General features: G+C 68.6%; 19 protein-coding genes and 1 pseudogene. 10 read left to right on the forward strand and 10 right to left on the reverse strand.

Annotated elements, in window-relative coordinates:
- Positions 1 to 8: 8 nt before the first annotated feature.
- From ABC138_RS15850 to ABC138_RS15885, 8 genes are all read left to right on the forward strand, one after another.
- A complete protein-coding gene (locus tag ABC138_RS15850; protein WP_032491495.1) occupies positions 9 to 587 on the forward strand; it encodes a hypothetical protein in 579 nt (192 codons plus the stop codon).
- Positions 536 to 1,480 carry a hypothetical protein gene (locus ABC138_RS15855; RefSeq protein ID WP_345914291.1) on the forward strand — a complete coding sequence of 315 codons (945 nt, stop codon included), beginning with the start codon at positions 536 to 538 and terminating at the stop codon, positions 1,478 to 1,480. The genes ABC138_RS15850 and ABC138_RS15855 overlap by 52 nt, the downstream gene beginning before the upstream one ends.
- A 114-nt stretch (positions 1,481 to 1,594) precedes the next feature.
- On the forward strand, positions 1,595 to 2,101 hold the full coding sequence (locus tag ABC138_RS15860) for a hypothetical protein (RefSeq protein WP_032491497.1): 507 nt from the start codon (positions 1,595 to 1,597) through the stop codon (positions 2,099 to 2,101).
- Between the two features lie 237 nt (positions 2,102 to 2,338).
- Complete coding sequence (locus tag ABC138_RS15865; protein WP_032491498.1) at positions 2,339 to 3,691, forward strand: hypothetical protein; 1,353 nt, start codon at positions 2,339 to 2,341, stop codon at positions 3,689 to 3,691.
- A gap of 211 nt (positions 3,692 to 3,902) precedes the next feature.
- A complete protein-coding gene (locus ABC138_RS15870; RefSeq protein ID WP_345914292.1) occupies positions 3,903 to 4,814 on the forward strand; it encodes a hypothetical protein in 912 nt (303 codons plus the stop codon).
- 74 nt (positions 4,815 to 4,888) lie between these two features.
- Entirely contained in the window at positions 4,889 to 5,041 is a 153-nt protein-coding gene (locus ABC138_RS15875) for a hypothetical protein (RefSeq protein WP_345914293.1), read from the forward strand.
- A 114-nt stretch (positions 5,042 to 5,155) separates the two neighbouring features.
- On the forward strand, positions 5,156 to 5,545 hold the full coding sequence (locus tag ABC138_RS15880; RefSeq protein ID WP_345914294.1) for a hypothetical protein: 390 nt from the start codon (positions 5,156 to 5,158) through the stop codon (positions 5,543 to 5,545).
- A complete protein-coding gene (locus tag ABC138_RS15885; protein WP_032491504.1) occupies positions 5,542 to 6,357 on the forward strand; it encodes an RES domain-containing protein in 816 nt (271 codons plus the stop codon). The genes ABC138_RS15880 and ABC138_RS15885 overlap by 4 nt, the downstream gene beginning before the upstream one ends.
- A gap of 19 nt (positions 6,358 to 6,376) precedes the next feature.
- Here the strand turns inward: ABC138_RS15885 and ABC138_RS15890 are convergent.
- The 9 genes and pseudogenes from ABC138_RS15890 to pcaH all read right to left on the reverse strand — a co-directional run bounded on the left by ABC138_RS15890 (position 6,377) and on the right by pcaH (position 14,450).
- Positions 6,377 to 7,655 (reverse strand): annotated as a pseudogene (locus ABC138_RS15890) (IS256 family transposase).
- 580 nt (positions 7,656 to 8,235) lie between these two features.
- Complete coding sequence (locus ABC138_RS15895) at positions 8,236 to 8,892, reverse strand: 3-oxoacid CoA-transferase subunit B (protein ID WP_032491507.1); 657 nt, start codon at positions 8,890 to 8,892, stop codon at positions 8,236 to 8,238.
- Positions 8,889 to 9,587, reverse strand: a complete 699-nt coding sequence (locus tag ABC138_RS15900) for a 3-oxoacid CoA-transferase subunit A (RefSeq protein WP_032491508.1) — start codon at positions 9,585 to 9,587, stop codon at positions 8,889 to 8,891. Before ABC138_RS15900 ends, ABC138_RS15895 begins: the two co-directional genes overlap by 4 nt.
- A complete protein-coding gene (locus ABC138_RS15905; protein WP_032491509.1) occupies positions 9,584 to 10,774 on the reverse strand; it encodes a thiolase family protein in 1,191 nt (396 codons plus the stop codon). The genes ABC138_RS15900 and ABC138_RS15905 overlap by 4 nt, the downstream gene beginning before the upstream one ends.
- The gene (pcaC, locus tag ABC138_RS15910; protein WP_068329759.1) at positions 10,767 to 11,150 is read right to left on the reverse strand and encodes a 4-carboxymuconolactone decarboxylase; all 384 of its coding nucleotides are present in this window, start codon (positions 11,148 to 11,150) and stop codon (positions 10,767 to 10,769) included. The genes ABC138_RS15905 and pcaC overlap by 8 nt, the downstream gene beginning before the upstream one ends.
- Complete coding sequence (locus ABC138_RS15915; protein ID WP_068329756.1) at positions 11,147 to 11,935, reverse strand: alpha/beta hydrolase; 789 nt, start codon at positions 11,933 to 11,935, stop codon at positions 11,147 to 11,149. The genes pcaC and ABC138_RS15915 overlap by 4 nt, the downstream gene beginning before the upstream one ends.
- Positions 11,928 to 13,133 carry a lyase family protein gene (locus ABC138_RS15920; protein WP_068329753.1) on the reverse strand — a complete coding sequence of 402 codons (1,206 nt, stop codon included), beginning with the start codon at positions 13,131 to 13,133 and terminating at the stop codon, positions 11,928 to 11,930. Before ABC138_RS15920 ends, ABC138_RS15915 begins: the two co-directional genes overlap by 8 nt.
- Positions 13,130 to 13,684 (reverse strand): protocatechuate 3,4-dioxygenase subunit alpha, encoded by a 555-nt coding sequence (pcaG, locus tag ABC138_RS15925; protein WP_068329749.1) that lies wholly within the window; start codon positions 13,682 to 13,684, stop codon positions 13,130 to 13,132. Before pcaG ends, ABC138_RS15920 begins: the two co-directional genes overlap by 4 nt.
- Positions 13,677 to 14,450 carry a protocatechuate 3,4-dioxygenase subunit beta gene (gene pcaH, locus ABC138_RS15930; RefSeq protein WP_032491514.1) on the reverse strand — a complete coding sequence of 258 codons (774 nt, stop codon included), beginning with the start codon at positions 14,448 to 14,450 and terminating at the stop codon, positions 13,677 to 13,679. The genes pcaG and pcaH overlap by 8 nt, the downstream gene beginning before the upstream one ends.
- 72 nt (positions 14,451 to 14,522) lie before the next feature.
- Here pcaH and ABC138_RS15935 point away from each other — a divergent pair, with 72 nt between their 5' ends.
- Complete coding sequence (locus tag ABC138_RS15935; protein WP_068329746.1) at positions 14,523 to 15,287, forward strand: IclR family transcriptional regulator; 765 nt, start codon at positions 14,523 to 14,525, stop codon at positions 15,285 to 15,287.
- A 60-nt stretch (positions 15,288 to 15,347) separates the two neighbouring features.
- Here the strand turns inward: ABC138_RS15935 and ABC138_RS15940 are convergent, their stop codons facing one another.
- Positions 15,348 to 15,851 carry a hypothetical protein gene (locus tag ABC138_RS15940; RefSeq protein ID WP_174522862.1) on the reverse strand — a complete coding sequence of 168 codons (504 nt, stop codon included), beginning with the start codon at positions 15,849 to 15,851 and terminating at the stop codon, positions 15,348 to 15,350.
- An 89-nt stretch (positions 15,852 to 15,940) separates the two neighbouring features.
- Here ABC138_RS15940 and ABC138_RS15945 point away from each other — a divergent pair.
- Positions 15,941 to 16,672: transposase (locus tag ABC138_RS15945; protein WP_345914295.1), on the forward strand; the 732-nt coding region annotated here is incomplete at its 3' end.

Here is a 16,672-nt window from a genome sequence, read left to right on the forward strand (position 1 = left end):
ATTTCCAGATGCGCACCACCCGACCCATCACCGCCATCGTCGCCGCTGCCGCGGCCGCGATCACGCTGGCCGGGTGCGGTGACGACCCCAAGCCGCCGCCGGAGAGCACCGCGACCTCCAGCGGTCAGGACAACAAGGACGCCGAGAAGCAGGCCGCGATCAAGGCCTCTGAGAAGACCATCCGCACGGCATTCGCTCGGCCAGGTCTCGACCCGTACCCCGAGACCCTCTACACCGAGAGTCTGGTGACCGAGCAGGACGCGGCCATCAAGGCGGCGAAGCAGAAGGGTCAGACCGTCAAGGGTGCCGACAAGGTGGCTTCGATCGAGACCGAATCCACCTCCTGGGACCGCAAGCCCGGAGTCGTCGGTGGACCTCAGGTGGCCTCAACAGTCTGCATTGAGCGAAGTGCGCGCCTGCTGGATAAGCAGGGTAAGGACATCCGGGGCGACCAGAACGGCAAGCCCGTCAAGGTTGGATCGAAAGCCGAGTTCCTGGTGCGCACCGTGCCAGGAGAAGGGGAGCAGGAGGGGACATGGCTGATCGACAGCATCAAGGAGCAGGGACCGTGCGCCACCGAAGGGTGATCACCAGAGGTGCCGCTGCGACACTCATCGCGGCGTCCACAGTCGGGCTAGCAGCGACTCCTGCGCTGGCCTGCCCGACGCTGATCTGCGAGGTGACAGTAGAGGACACCTCCAGCTCCACAACGAGTACGACCACGACGACCACGACGACCACAACGACGACCAATCCCATCCTGCAGACGATCCTTGGCCCGAGCACCCCATCATCGAGCGCACAGCCGGTGGTGCTGACTGAGGCCCAGCGGATCGCGCAGCTGACGGCGGGCATCCAGCGGGACATCTACGGCGCGGTCCTGCCTGGAGGGTGCGGTGGGCCGCCGCCGTCGGCGCCTTGCCCCACGGCCGATCCGGCAGCGCCGACTGTTCAGCAGGTCGCCTCGACGACAACGACTACGACCACGAACACAACGCGCCGCACGACTGTGTCGGTGGAGGAGCTCGCGGAGCGCGCCAAGGCAAAGATCCGGCTCGCTAAGCCACGCATCGGGTCTGCGCCGTGCACCGGGGACGGGTGCCAGGGCGCTGTCGGGGTCCCCGTCTGGTTGTGGACTCAGGCGCTTCCCACGCAGAGCGAGTCCGCGTCGGCCGGCGGCCGGACGGTCACGGTCTCGGACCGGGTCACCAAGGTCACCTGGGACCTCGGCAACGGCACGACGATCACCTGCAACGGCTCCGGCACCGCCTACGACCCGTCCATGGGCTGGGCCACCAGCCCCGACTGCGGCGTACCCAAGGGATACACCCAGGCGGGCCAGTACACGGTCACGGCAACCTTCCACCACGAGGTCACCTACACCGGAGTCAACCGGCCTGCCGAGAACGTGACGTCGACCGCCAGCAGCAACGTCACCATCGGCGAAGTCCAGGCCATCGGCGTCCAAGCCGGGGGCTGAGGAAAAAATTCTTGGATCGGATGTCACAACCCGAGCGGCAACGGCACTTACTGGTCCACGACACACCGGATCGAGTTCCGGGTTTTCGCTAACCGACATGGAAGGGTGACGCACATGGCACACACGACTTCGCCCCACCGTCGCGGCGGTCGCCCGCCCCGTGGCGTCGACCGTCGGCAGTGGAACCCGCGCGTCTCGCCAGCCATGTCCACGGCCCTGGCAAACCGTGCAGCTCGTTCGGGAGTTCAGGCCGCGACGTACAGGGAGATCCTGATCTCCCTGGCCCACAGCTTCAGCAGTGACCGGATGGACCAGATCGCGGTGCCTCTGACCATGGCTCCGAGTACGGGGGATGACCTCGTGCGCTTGGTCCGCCAGATTTCACCGAGCGACTTCGCGCTGCCGGAGAAGGGCTTGTCGGTTCGACTGCCGATCAAGCTCGACGAGCCGCTCGCGGTCGAGATCGAGGGGATCGCCGAGAGCCTCGGCGTGGACGTCAGCAAGTACCTGCGCGCGATTTTCCGCATCGCCATCGGTCAGGACGCCGAAGTCATCGGCACCCAGGACAAGCTCGACTTCACTGCTCAGGACGCTCAAGAGGAGGTTCGTCTGGCTAGCTAGACAACGAAGAAGCGGCCCCCGAGGGGGCCGCTCCAGATATCAGCAGCGCCAACTGCTGATCACGATTGAGGGTCTTGCTTTCGCCGGCTCGACCTCTCGGTTTCCAGAAACTCCGTGGGAGTCATTCATGACTGTAGCACCGGAGGTGGGTACCGCCTACCCTCCTGCACCTTTTGTTATGTGGCGTGTTACGCCACCTGTTACGGCCCTTGTTACGTCGTCTTGTTACGGACTGCGGTGGTCCTCTTGATCACCGCGACGATGGCCACCGACTACGCCACCGATGAGCGCTTCCTGCGCGCAGCCCGGCGCGGCCAGCACGGCGTGCACGTGCCCCGCAGGTGGCGCGATGTGCTCGCCGCCGCCGAGTACGCACAGCTGGTCGTGCTGCTCTCGATGCGCTCGCGAGGCGCGCGGGACGTCACGGTCGGGCAGGCGAAGATCGCCGAGAAGCTCGGCCGTGACCCCGGCGCTCGTACCGAGCAGGTCGGCCGGGTCACGGCGCGACTGATCGAGGCCGGCGCGATCGCGACCTCCCGGGTCGACAGGGGCACCGGCCTCACCCGCTACGAGTTCCTCGACCTGCATGGCTCCTACGACGTCATCCCGTGGGCCATCGTGCGCGCGCTGGAGGCGGGGGAATGCGGCGCGGGTGAGGTGCGCACCTGGGCGTTTGTGACGTCGGCGATGGGCGCGCGGGCTTGGACCAGTGACTCATCGGCCGAGATCGCGGAGCGTGTGGGCGTCAGCGCGCGCACGCTCCGCCGGCACGTCGACGTCCTGGTCGGTCTTGGGGTGCTGCAGGTGCAGCGTGTGCCGGCCGCGCCGGGGCTGTGGATGCTGCAGCGAGTCGATGATGAGCAGCAGGCGCCGGTCGAGACGGAGAACGAGGTTCTGGGCTTCGCTGGCGCCGCCGAGGCTGCCGTGGTCGACGAGGCTCGAGACGGCGCCCAGGGGCAGCCCGCCGAGCCGGGCATCGGCCACGAGGGCCCGGACACAGATGTGGGGTCGGCCCTGTCGTCAGATGTGGGGTCCTATAGGGATCTACCCCCCGAGAGGGTTCTAACCCCCGACGACATTCCTTCCTCCTCACGTAGTGCTCGTCACCTGAGTGACCGCGCATCGAGCGCGACGAGCGGCCGCACGCGGCCGACGGGTGGGATCTACTCCACGACCGGTATCAACCACGTCGTCGACCTGCTCGAGCTGGACCGTGCTTGGAAGTGGGGCGCCCGCCGGCGGTGGCTCAACGGGATCCTCGCCCAGGCCGTCGCACCCGCCCTCGAGCGTGGCCTGACCCCGCAGGCGATCGCCCACTGCCTCACCAGCCCCAGCATCGCCGGAGACCTCGACGATGCCGAAGAGCTCCAGCAACCTCTGATCCCCGCAGCCCGCTCCGGGCTGACCGCCCTGGCAATCGACACCCGACTCGGCGACGCCTGCCGCGACTGCGGCCGCACGGCCTTCGACGCTGACCAGGAACGCCTCACCCGTGGCCTGTGCGACTGGTGCCACGAGCAGCACGAGCCCACCAGCGCCCCAAGCGTCGAGGACCTCATGGCAGCGCTCCCGGACGTGATCTCACGATGACCGAGCGTGCACTGAACCCGCTGCACCCGGGACCGCCCTCAACGCCCACGAGCCGATCCAGCGGGCCCTCCCAGGAGGCGCGGCGAGCGTGCCTCCAGCGACGCCACCAGAAGAGCCGATCGCTCGATCGACAGCAGGGCCGAGCCGCGTCGCACAACGCGCCCAGGATGAGTCCCCTTCCCAGCCACCGCGAGACGACAGGAGCATGAGCATGGCCCACCGACACAGCCCGGACTGCACCATCGAGCACGGCACCTGGCGCTGCTACGTCGACCATGGATGCCGCCGCGTCGAGTGCCGCGAGGCGTGGCGCGTCTACGGGGCCGACCGCAACCGCCGGATCGCGTACGGGCGTCTCGCCGTCGACCACTACGTGACCGGCGCCCACGCGAGAGCCCACATCGAGCACCTGCGCAGCAGCGGGTTGAGCATCCGCGCCATAGCTCGCGAGAGCGGCATCGCGCCGGTGACCATTCGGCGAGTGATCGCCGGTCACCGAACCCGCACCAGCACCCAGGACAAGCTCCTGGAGGTCCTGCCCGGCCGCCACGAGGTGACTGCCGAGACGCCGCCAGCGATGCTCGTCGACGGCGCAGGCACCCGCAGGCGTCTGCGGGCACTGATCGCGCAGGGCTGGACCGCGGTGCGTCTGGCCGAGCACGCCGGGTGCAGCTCGACCAACCTGCGCCTGGCGTTGACCAAGGACGAGGCGGAGCCGACCGTGGCCCGGTTCGCGCTGCACGTGCGGGAACTGTACGAGCAGCTGTGGGACCAGGAGCCGCCGTGCTCGAGCCGGTACGAACACGCCCATTCGCAGCGGATGCGCCGCGAAGCCCTGCTGAAGGGGTGGGCCCCACCGATGGCCTGGGACGAGGAGAGCATCGACGACCCCGACGCGCAGCCCGCGCCATGGCAAGAGGTCAGCGACCTCGGGTCCGGACGCCGGCGGATGCATCTGGACGACCTCGAGGACTGCATCCGTTGGGGCCTGGACATCGCTGGCGCTGCAGATCGCCTCGGAGTCACCAAGGACGCAGTCGAGGTCTGCGCGAAACGAGCCCAGCGGCCCGACATCCTCGAGGGCTTGCGCCGCAACTGGATCGCCCTGCACCACGTCGCCTGACCAGGGTGCTGTCACAAGGCATCGGCAGGATCAGAGCAGCACGACAACCAACGCGGCAGCAGGAGGGATTCACGATGAGCTGGGGACTGATGATCTCGACACTCGGGATGGGGGTGCTTGTCGCGCTGGCAGCAACCTCGGGATGGGCCACCGTCCAGACCTGGGCGCTGGTCATCTCGGGGGTCTTCTGGGTCTGGTCGATCCTGACGGAGGAGAGGACCCGTTGACCTCGTCGGGCCTCGTGGTGGACGACGTCACCTCGTGATAGCTCCTCCGCAACATGGGAAGTTTTTGGGGGGTATTTAAGTGGCTTTTTGGTGGCTACAATGGGGTGCTCACGGATGAGAGGGGTCGCGATGAACAGGTTGGCTGTTTCCACCCATGAGCGGGCCACGACGCAGGACATTCACGAGACCACCCGGCAGCTTGTCAGTGGTCTGGGGGTGACCGCTGTGTCGTTCCTGGCCGGCGCCAAGGACAGCAAGCAGGCATCGAAGTGGCAGCGGGCCGATGGACCCAACCCCAGAGACAAGGCGGCCGCTCGGCTCATCGCTGCCCATCGGGCGTGGCAGACGCTGTCCTCCGCAGAGAATGAGTACGTCGCGCGCAACTGGTTCATCGGTGCCAACCCCCGCTTGGGGGAGAGGTCGCCGCTGGAGGTGCTGCGCGAGGGTGAAGTCACGTTGACGTTGCAGGCCGCTCAGGCGTTCGTCGAGGGCACTGACGGATGAGGCCCACGGTGAGCGATGCCGCTCGCCGGTGCACGAGCACTGGGCTGCGGATCGTCGCCCACCACGACCGTCGGGTGGTGCGCATCGCCAAGCCGTCCTACGGGGCGCTAGGGCCCCAGGTCCGCGAGATGACCCCGACCCGCGAGGCGATCCAATCGTGGGGTCGCTATGACGCGACGGGGGCGGCAACGGTCTACGCCGCCGCCAACCCAGAGACTGCTTTCCGCGAGGTGCTCGCCTACCTCGCCCCCTCCCCGGGGCTGCGCAACACACGACTGAGTGATGTCTTCACGGAAGAAGGCTCTGGAGATCACCGCACACTGATCGAAGCCATCACCGCTGACTGGGATGACTTGTGGTCGATCCACCCGAAGAAGATCGTCCAGGGCTGGCGCGAGGCACGGGCGCTCTACAGGTTGATGCTGCCGAGCTCGGGATGGTTCGTCGACATCGCCCACCAAGACTCGCTCGATGCACTGAATCACGGCCTGGCGCGGTTGCTCCACGAGACTGGCAAGGGTCGTCTCACCCTCGGGGACCTATGCGGAGAAGATCGCCGCTGGACGGTCCTCGCGGCCCGGTGGATCTACGAACAGATCCTCGACGACGGATCGCTGGCTCACGGTCTGGAGTTCAGCTCCAAGCACGGGAGCAATGCAGCATGTTGGGCCGTCTGGCTGCGCCGCGTAGCCGACGGCGCTGAGCCCATCTCAGAGCCGACGAGGGTGCTCCACGAGACCCGGATCGAGCCTCCGGACCGCAACGCGCCGATGGAGGCCCCGGGGGGTGGTGTAAGTAGGCCTGCTGCGTGAGCGGCTCTGCTGATGTTGACTATGCCGTTTGCAGGGCGGGGGTGTCCATGACCTCCGCGGTGTGTCGGGCCGCGGTGATCGCAGTCGGTGCGGGTGGGTTGAGCTGGGCCATGGAGGCCTCGGAGAGGTAGCGCCGATCGGAGACCTGCCACTCCTCGTGGGCCTCGATCAGGACCGCGCCGACGAGCCGGTCCAGGGCGGCGACGTTGGGGAAGATGCCCACGACATTGGTGCGGCGCTTGACCTCCCGGTTGAGCCGTTCGATGGGGTTGTTGGACCAAATCTTGCGCCAGTGGGCCTCGGGGAAGTCAGCGAAGGCCGTGATGTCGGCCTTGGCCTCGCGCAGCATGTCGGCCACGGCGGGGAAGCGGGTGGCGAGCATGTCTGCAACGGTGTCGACCTGCTCGCGCACCAAGGGCGCGGTGGGCTGGGCGAAGATGGTCCTGATGGTCGCGGCGACCATCTCGGCGTTGCCTTTGGTGACCTTGGCCAGCACGTTGCGCATGAAGTGCACTCGGCAGCGCTGCCAGGCCGCCCCGGGCAGTACCGCGCCGATCGCACTGGTCAGGCCCCGGTGGGCGTCGGAGATGACCAGCTGCACCCCCAGCGGGTTGTCCGGGCTGCTCACGGCCAGGCCGCGGTCGCGCAGCGAGCGCAGGAACTCGGTCCAGAAGGTCTCGTTCTCGCTGTCGCCGACGGCGTGGCCCAGGATCTCCCGGCGACCGTCGATGGACACCCCGGTGGCGATGACCACCGCCTGGGAGACCACCCGCCCGCGGATGCGGACCTTGCAGTAGGTGGCATCGAGGAAAACTTAGGGGAACCAGGTGTGGTCCAGCGGCCGGTTCCGCCACGCCCCGACCTCTTCATCCAGGGTCGCGCAGATGCGGGAGACCTCGGATTTGGAGATCCCCGACTCGATGCCCAGGGCGGCCACCAGGTCATCGACCTTGCGGGTGGATACCCCGTGGACGTAGGCCTCGCAGATCACCGCGTGTAAAGCCTTGTCGACCCGCCGGCGCGGGGCGAGCAGGGAGGGGAAGAACGACCCGGTGCGAGTCTTGGGGATCTTCACCGTGACGTCACCTGCGGTAGTGGCTACGAGCTTTTCACGGGTGCCGTTGCGCTGAGTCGTGCGGGCCGTGGTCCGCTCGTGCTTGGCAGCACCGATGTGTTCGGTGGCCTCGGCATCGACGAGCATCTGCAGCGCCGAACCGAGCAGCCGGCGCATCACCTCGTCCTCGTCCGTGTCGCGCAGTACCGAGCAGCTGGAGCAGGGCAGACTGGAGTTGGGCCATCGTGTGATTCCTTCTCTACGAGTTCTTGGTCGTTCTCGCAGAGCCTCACGCGGTGGCCCCTTCATGTGTGGGACCGACACGACATCGGTTCCCGAAGGGCCCAAGGGGCCGCCGGCTACTTACACCACTCGGCGGGACTCACCCAGGGTCTCCTTCCCGATGCCGAGCTTGTGAAGAGAACGCGATCTTGCGGTCGGGAGGCTGTCGCACGAATATCTCAGCCGCCTGACGAGGTGACCGGACCGCGGGTAGTCCGGCGGATGGCCTGGCCCTCAGGCCATCCGGTAGGCCTTTAGGAGGTTGTGGGTGGCGCAGATGAGCTTCCACTCGCTGTCCGCGGCGGCGAGGCCTCGTCGAGAGAGGGTTCGGATGCGGCGGTTGTGGTTGATCTGGGCAAAGACGGGTTCGATGCTCGCGGCTCTCTTCTTGTAGATTTTGCGGCCTCGCGGGCTATCAAGGTTTGGCGATCGTCGTTGTGGTCAGCGGATCGGGATCCCCGGCACGTCGGCGTCGTAGCAATTGGTTGACCCGGGCCCTGGTCACTCCCAGAAGCTTCGATGCCTCCAGGGTGTGACTGCCGTCAGGAGTCCGTCCTGTCGGCGAGGGGAACCTCGACGAGGTCCTGGAGCTCGGAGAAGGAGATGCCGAAGAGGTCGCGCACGGCCACCCCTTGGGGCTCGAGGAGGAACACCGCGTGGTCGGTGTAGACGCGGCTGACACAGCCGACGCCGGTCAGCGGCATGGTGCACTCGGGAACCAGCTTGGAGTGACCGTCCCGCGTGAGCAGGCTCATCATCACGAAGGTCTGCTTGGCGCCGATGGCGAGGTCCATCGCCCCGCCGACGGCTGGGATGGCGTCGGGCTTGCCGGTGTGCCAGTTCGCCAGGTCACCCGTGGGCGAGACCTGGAAGGCGCCCAGCACGCAGTAGTCGAGGTGGCCTCCGCGCATCATCGCGAACGAGTCGGCGTGGTGGAAGTACGACGCGCCGGGCAGCTCGGTGACCGGGACCTTGCCGGCGTTGATCAGGTCGAGGTCGACCTCGTCGCCGTGTGCCTCCGGCCCCATGCCGAGCATGCCGTTCTCGGTGTGCAGGATGACGTCGGCCCCAGGGGCGAGGTGGTTGGAGACCTTGGTCGGCTGGCCGATGCCCAGGTTCACGAACGAACCCGGTGGGATGTCGCGCGCCACGATTGCGGCGAGCGGGCCGGATCCCATGCGTTCTGCGGTGATGCTCATCGCCCCTCCTCGGGGGTCGCCGGGCGCTCGGACGGCACCTCGACGACGCGGTCGACGTAGATCGACGGGGTCACCACGTGTTCGGGGTCGATGCCGCCGAGCGGCCGGATCTCGTGCACCTGTACGACCGTGGTGTTCGCGGCGGCGGCCATTATTGGCCCGAAGTTGCGGGCGGTCTTGCGGTAGACGAGGTTGCCGAGCCGGTCGGCGGCGTAGGCCTTGATTAGTGCCACGTCTGCATGGATCGGGTATTCCAGCACGTAGTGGCGGCCGTCGATCTCGCGGACCTCCTTGCCCTCGGCCAGCGGCGTGCCGTAGCCGGTGGGGGTGAAAAAGCCGCCGATGCCGGCACCGGCAGCGCGAATCCGTTCAGCAAGGTTGCCCTGCGCGACGAGCTCGAGCTCGATCTTCCCGGTGCGGTACTTCTCGTCGAAGTGGTGGGAGTCGGACTGCCGCGGGAAGGAGCAGATGATCTTGCCGACCCGACCCTCGCGGATGAGCGCAGCGAGGCCGCGGTCACCGTTGCCGGCGTTGTTGTTGACCACGGTGAGGTCCTTGGCCCCGGACTCGATCAGTGCCTCGATCAGCTCCACCGGCTGACCCGCGGTGCCGAAGCCGCCGATCATCACAGTGGCTCCATCGGCGACATCGGCGACCGCCTCCTTGGCGGTCTCCACGAACTGGGACGCGCTCACGCGCCGCCCCCCCGGGTGTTCTCCAGGACGACGGCCAGGCCCTGGCCCACGCCGATGCAGATCGCGGCCACGCCCCAGCGTTCGCCGGTGAACTCCAGCGACCGGGCCAGGGCACCGAGGATCCGGGTGCCGGACGCGCCGAGAGGGTGGCCGATCGAGATGGCGCCGCCGTGCCGGTTGACGATCTGGGGGTCGACGTCCCAGGCGCGGATGCAGGCCAGCGACTGGGCAGCGAAGGCCTCATTCAGCTCCACTGCTGCGACCTCGCGCCAGGTGATGCCGGCACGCCGCACGGCGATGTTCGCCGCCTCCACCGGCGCGAAGCCGAAGAACTGTGGCTCGTTAGCGAACGCACCCCAGGCTGCGATTCGCGCCAGCGGCTCGGTGCCGATCTGCCGGGCGGCGTTGGCGCTGCCGAGGAGTGCGGCGGACGCCCCGTCGTTGAGGGGTGAGGCGTTGCCTGCGGTGACCGTCCCATCTTTGCGGAAGACCGGCTTCAATCCGGCGAGCTTGTCGAGCGTGGAGTCGGGGCGGATCGACTCGTCACGGGGGAGGTCGACGCCGGGGACGGCCACGACCAGTGGGTCGTAGAAGCCGCTGTCCCACGCCTTCGCGGCGGCCTGATGGGAGCGGAGCGCGAACTCGTCCTGGTCCTCGCGGGCCACGCCCTCGCGCTCTCGGAGCTGTTCGGTGGCCTCACCGAGTGAGACCGTCCACTCCGTCGGCATCGCCGCGTTGACCAGCCGCCACCCCAGCGCGGTCGAGACCAGCTCCGCGTTGCCCGCCGGGTAGGGCCGCTCGGGCTTGGGCAGCACCCACGGGGCGCGGGACATCGACTCGACACCACCGACCAGCACCACGTCGGACTCCCCGAGCGTGAGCTGGCGGGCGCCGGCGATGGTGGCGTCCAGGCTGGAGCCGCACAGCCGGTTCACCGTCGAGGCCGGGACCGAGGGGGGCAGCCCGGCGAGCAGACCGGCCATCCGGGCGACGTTGCGGTTGTCCTCGCCGGCCCCGTTGGCGTTGCCGAAGACGACCTCGTCGACCTGGCCCCCCTCGAGACCGGTCCGCTCCACGAGCGTGCGGATCACCAGGGCTGCCAAGTCGTCGGGGCGCACCGCCGCCAGCGCCCCGCCGTACCTGCCGAAGGGGGTGCGGACAGCGTCGTACACGAACGCGTCATTCATCAGGGGTCTCCAGGGAGTCGAGCGTCCCTTGTGCGACGGCGAAGGCGTGGTTGGCGGCAGGCACGCCGCAGTAGATGCCTGCTTGGATGATGACCTCGGCGATCTGCTCAGGAGTCAGCCCGTTGGTGCGCGCGGCGCGCACGTGCATGGCGAACTCCTCCCAGTGGCCGAGCGCGATCATCGCGGTGAGCACCGCGACGCTGCGGGTACGCCGGTCGAGGCCGGGGCGGGTCCAGACGCTGCCCCACGCGTAGCGGGTGATCAGCTCCTGGAAGTCGGTGGTGAACGGTGTCTTGTGTGCCTCGGCGCGGTCGACGTGCGCGTCTCCGAGCACCTCGCGGCGCACCCGCATGCCGTCGTCGTAGGTGTCGCTCATCGTTTCCCTCCGGTCGCAAAGTCGTTCAGGGCCCGGGCGACCGCGTCGGGGTCCTCGGCCGGCGGCAGGTGGCCACAGCCGGTGAACACGTTCATCGAGCTGTTCGGCGCACGGTCCGCGGTGATCTTCCGGGCGGTGTGCGGGGAGATCACGACGTCCTGGTCGCCTGGGGCGACGAGCAGCGGCACCGTGGCGTCGGCGAGCCGGTCCCGCACGTCGAAGTCGGCGAGCGCCTCGCAGGCCAGGGCGTAGGAGTCCTTGTCCGCGTCGGCCAGCGAGAGGAGCAGCCGGGTGCCGGTGGCCGGGTCGCGCATCAGGAAGCCGGGCGCGAACCAGCGCTCGGAGGAGCCGGAGACCATCACGGAGGTGCCGGCCTTGCGCACCAGGGCGGCCCGTTCATGCCAAGCAGAGGGCTCGCCGATCTTCGCCGCACTCGCGATGCAAGCGACTGCGGTGAACACGCCGGGATCGAGGGCAAGTTCCAGCGCGACGGCGCCTCCCAGCGAAACGCCGGCGTACGCCGCGGGTCGGTCGCCAGCGACGTCGGCGGCGAGGCGGCGCACCGCCGCGGCCAGCTCGCCGACCGTGAACGGCCCGGTCGCCGGCTTGCTGCGGCCGTGCCCAGGCAGGTCCCAGCCGACGACCTCGAAGTCATAGACGAGGCGGCGTGCTGTCGCCTCCCACAGTGCCTCGACCGAGGTGCCAAGAGATGGGCCGACGACCAGCAGCCGAGGTGACTCAGGTCCTCCGGCGAGGCGAGTCGCGGTCAGGTCCGGCTCAGCCATGCGCAGCCCTTCCCTCGGGCACGCGGGCGAGCACGGTGTCGATGAAGGCGTCGGTCGAGCCGAGGTAGTCGGCGGGCTTCCCCCCGCCACCCCGCTCGGACAGAAGTTCGTCGGCGGCGGCAGCCACACGGTCTCCCATCCGTTTCCCGTCGACCTCCAGCCCGGCGGTCAGCTCCGCGGCCTGAGACGCCGCGGTCACGCCCGCCTCCAGCAGCCGGACCAGCGCAGGCCACTCGGAGTGCCAGGCACCGTCCGGTCGCTCGTCGACCGCCTGGGCCGCGGCGAGATGGAGCTGGGCACCGAGCAGCGGTGCCTGCAGTGCGACGCTGCGGATCAGCACGCTGAGCACCGGGTTGCGCTTGTGCGGCATGGTCGAGGAGCCGCCACGACCTGCGACCGTGCCCTCGCGCAGCTCGCCGATCTCGGGCCGGGACAGCGTGGAGACGTCGGCGGCCACCACCCCGAGGGCGTCGCAGGTGCTCACCACGGCCGAGCCGATGCGGGTGATCACGGAACGGTTGGTATGCCACGGCACACCTGGCCAGTCCAAGGCCAGCTCGTCGGCGAAGGCCCGCGCTGCGGCGAGTGGCTCGTCGGTGAGCTCGCCGACCATGGCCAGGGTTCCCGCCGCACCACCGCACTGCACCGGCAGCGTCCCGAGAACGTCGTCGACCTGCGCCACAGCATCGAGGACACCGGCGAGCCACTGGGCGGCTTTCAGCCCGAACGTGATCGGCACTGCGTGCTGGGTGAGCGTGCGCCCGACCATGAGCGTCGAACGGTGCCGACCGGCGAGCGCCGCGAGCGCGCGCGAGGTGGCGGCGAGGTCGTCACCCATCCGCATCAGCGCGTCGCGGGCCAACAGCACCAGCGCGGTGTCCACAACGTCTTGGCTGGTCAGCCCGCGGTGCACGACCTGCGCGGCGTCCTGGCCCACGGCCTCCTGGAAAAGTCTCACCAGCGGGACGACGGCGTTGCCGGCGGACTCAGACTCCGCGGCCAGCGCCGCCATGTCGACCTCCCAGTCCTGCGTGACCTTCGCCACCTGCCCGGCGAGGTCGCCGTCGACGGCACCGACCCGAGCCAGCGCACGCAGCCAGGCAACCTCCACCTGGAGCATCGCCCCGACCAACGCGGCGTCTTCTAGGGCCCCGGCGCTGCGATGGGAGCCGGGGGTCAGCAGGGAGTAGCCCGTCATGCGTGCCCCGGAAAGGCCAGGAAGAGAGTCTCCCGGTCACCCTGCAGGTGGACGTCGAAGCGCAGACTCCCGTCGTCCTCGCGGACCACCATCAGCGTTTCGCGCTGCTCGGCGGAGAGCCCAGCCAGGAAGGGATCGGACCCGACCGCTTCACCGGGCAGGTAGGCCCGCGTGAAGAGCCGGTTGAGCAGACCACGTGCGAAGACCACGACCGCGAAGAAGGGCGCGCCTCCGTCGACGGCGCCGGGCTCGAGCGTCGTGAAGGAGTAGCGTCCAGCCGGGTCGGTGGCGCAGCGGCCCCATCCGGTGAAATCGCGGTCCCGGCGCCACGAACCCTCGAGCTGCGGGATGGTCCCGCCCGGGTCGGCCTGCCGGATCTCCAGCATCGCGTCGGGCAGAGGTGACCCGTTGCCGTCGTACACGGTGCCGCGGAGGCGGACCGCTCCCAGCGTGGCGGCCGGCACCAGTTCGTGGCCCCCCTCGTAGGGCAGCGCGTAGTGGAAGAAGGGGCCGATGGTCTGACCCGGGGTAGCGGGCAACTGCTCAGGCATCGTGGTGACCCTCTCGCTCCAGCGGGGTGGCGTGGCTGCCGGTGAGCACGATGTCCCAGCGGTAGCCGGTCGCCAACTCGTGTGAGGTGACGTTGTGGTCGTAGGCCGCCACCAGTCGGTCGCGCGCCGCCTGGTCGGTGATCGACTGGTAGATCGGGTCGAGTGCGAAAAGCGGGTCCCCGGGGAAGTACATCTGGGTGATCATCCGTTGGGTGAACTCGGTGCCGAAAAGCGAGAAGTGGATGTGCGCGGGGCGCCAGGCGTTGTGATGGTTGCGCCACGGATAGGGACCTGGCTTGATCGTGGTGAAGTGGTAGGAGCCGTCGGCATCGGTGAGGCAGCGGCCGGTGCCCGTGAAGTGCGGGTCGAGTGGCGCGGGATGCTGGTCACGCTTGTGGACGTAACGACCGGCGGCGTTGGCCTGCCAGATCTCCACGAGCTGGTGGCGCACCGGCCGACCGTCGCTGTCGGTGATGCGCCCCGTGACGACCATCCGCTCGCCGATCGGGTCGCCGCCGCCCTGGATCGTGAGGTCCGCCTCGAGTGGGTCGACGTCGGAATGGCCGAATACCGGTGCCATCAGCTCGATGCCCTCGGGGTCGGCGTGGTGGAGGCCTTTGGTGGGGTGCCGCAGCAGTGAACTGCGGTACGGCGGGAAGTCGATCATGGGCTGGGTCTCGCCGGCCGGGGCATCCGCGTGGATCTTCCCGATCTCCTCGCTGATGACCGACTGGGGCGCCAGGTCGGGACTCTGCGGTGTGCTCACGGTCCTCAAGGTAGACGTGCCCCACCTCTCTCAGCGACACTGAACTTTCGCTGAGCGAAAGACATGGATCAAATGGCAGGCAACACCTCCACACCCGGCGCCACCGTGGTCTCCCGGGCGCTCGCGCTGCTGTCCGCCTTTGACACCGCCCACCGGCATCTAACCTTGAGCGACATGGCCCGACGGGCCGATCTACCCACCCCCACGGCGTACCGGCTGGCCGGCGAGCTGGTGCGCGGGGGGATGCTCGTGCGCCGGCCGTCCGGGGAGTACGTCATCGGCCGTCGGCTCTGGGACCTCGGCCTGCTAGCCCCGCTGCAGTCTGGCCTCCGTGAGATCGCCTCGCCGTTCCTCAACGACCTGCACGCCGCCACGCTGGCGACGGTGCATCTCGCCGTCCGGGACCGCACGCAGGCGCTATACGTCGACCGGCTCTCCGGCCGCGCATCCGTGCCGGTGGTCAGCACGGCCGGATCGCGGTTGCCGCTGCACGCCACCGGTGTCGGCAAAGTGCTGCTGGCCCATGCACCCGCGCGGATGCAAGAACAGGTGCTGGGTGACCTGTCGCGGATGACGCCTTACACCATCACACAGCGCTCCTTGCTGTGCGGGCAACTGGCGCGGGTCCGCCGCGACGGCTACGCGATCACCGAGGAGGAGATGACCCTCGGTGCCTGCTCAGTCGCGGTGCCCGTACACCGCAGCGCAGCCGGCGGCGAAGTGGTCGCGGCCATCGGCGTCGTCGTACCCACACTCAAGCGGCACCGCCCCCGCCTGGTCGCGGCCCTCCAGGTGGCCGCTCAGGGTATCGGCCGGTCGTTGGAGGAGTTGAGTTAATCAGTCCGGCATGAACCCAGAACTCCTGACATGATTGCGTATCGATCCTGCGACCCGCGCCTACATCGAGCGACGGCTGGCCGAAGGCAAGACCAGCAAGGAGATCGGCCGCTGCCTCATTGGACGAGTATGGCCCGGCAGGCCAGGTTGGTCTGTTCGTCGGGAACGGCGAGGGACGGCCTCGATGTCTCGCCACTCGATGGCCTGTTTGAGCTGGTCGCCCTCGTCGTTGCCGGGTCCCCTGATCGGCGCGAGAGAGCAGCCCCGGTGAGGACCGAACAATGAGGATCCGACGGTCGGCCCGGCTCCAGCGGCGATGTCCGGCCGGGAGGTCAACAGATGTTCTGTGGATCGGACTGGGGCTCGACCGTGCACGCGGTGTGCCTCATCGATGACCAGGGCGCGGTTATCAAGAGATGGCTGGTTCAGCACACCGAGGACCAACTCATGAAGTTGTTCTGCGAACTTGCCGAGCTCGTCGAGGGAGGCGACGTGGCGCAAGTGCCGGTCGCGATCGAACGCGGAGAAGGCTTGGTCGTCGGCTTGATCGCTGGCGCTGGTCACCCGGTCTGGATGGTCGAGTCTGCCGCTTTCAAGGCCGCCCGTCCACGGTGGGGCTTGGCCGGTGCGAAGTCAGATCTCGTGACGCGTTCATGCTCGCCGACTACGCCAGAACCGACGGCCATCGGCTGCGCCGGGTCGAGCCCGTTGAGCAGGCGACTCGTGAACTCGCCGCGTTGGTGCGGGCACGAACGGCACTGGTCGAGGCGCGCACCGCGGCGTCCAACCAGCTGTGGGCTGTCCTGGCCGAGCACTGGCCCGGCGCCGCTGTGGTCTTCCAGAAGCTGACCTCTCAGATCGCGCTCGCGTTCTTGAGCGACTATCCGACACCTCAGGCCGCAGCACTGCTTGGCGAGCGGCGGATGGGTCAGTTCTGCCGTCGACACAGCTACCGCGGCGGCAAGTCCCCGGCAGAGCTCCTCAGCCGGCTCCGGGCGGCTCCTGCCAGCGCGAGCCCGCTCGCACCGAGGATCCTCGAATCAGTCGTCCATGGCTCGGTCGCTCAGATTGGGCTGCTCAACACCGAGATCACCCGTCTGGAACGCGACCTCGCCAGCGCGCTCGCGGCTCGCCCCAAGACGACCTTGCTCCAGACGCTTCCCCGTGCTGCCACGGTCAGCCTGGCAGCACTGATTGCGGAGATCGGGGCTCTGCTTGAGCGTTGCGACAACCCCGAACAGGTCGCCGCCATGTGTGGTGCCGTCCCCGTCACCCGCGCCTCGGGCAAGTCCCGCACCGTCGGGTTCCGCTACACCGCCAACAAGCCTGCACGCGTCGCAATCACCAGCTTCGCCGACAACTCCCGACACTCCTCGTCCTGGGCG

The sequence above is a fragment of the Janibacter sp. LM genome, from assembly GCF_039631275.1.
GTDB lineage: Bacteria > Actinomycetota > Actinomycetes > Actinomycetales > Dermatophilaceae > Janibacter > Janibacter terrae.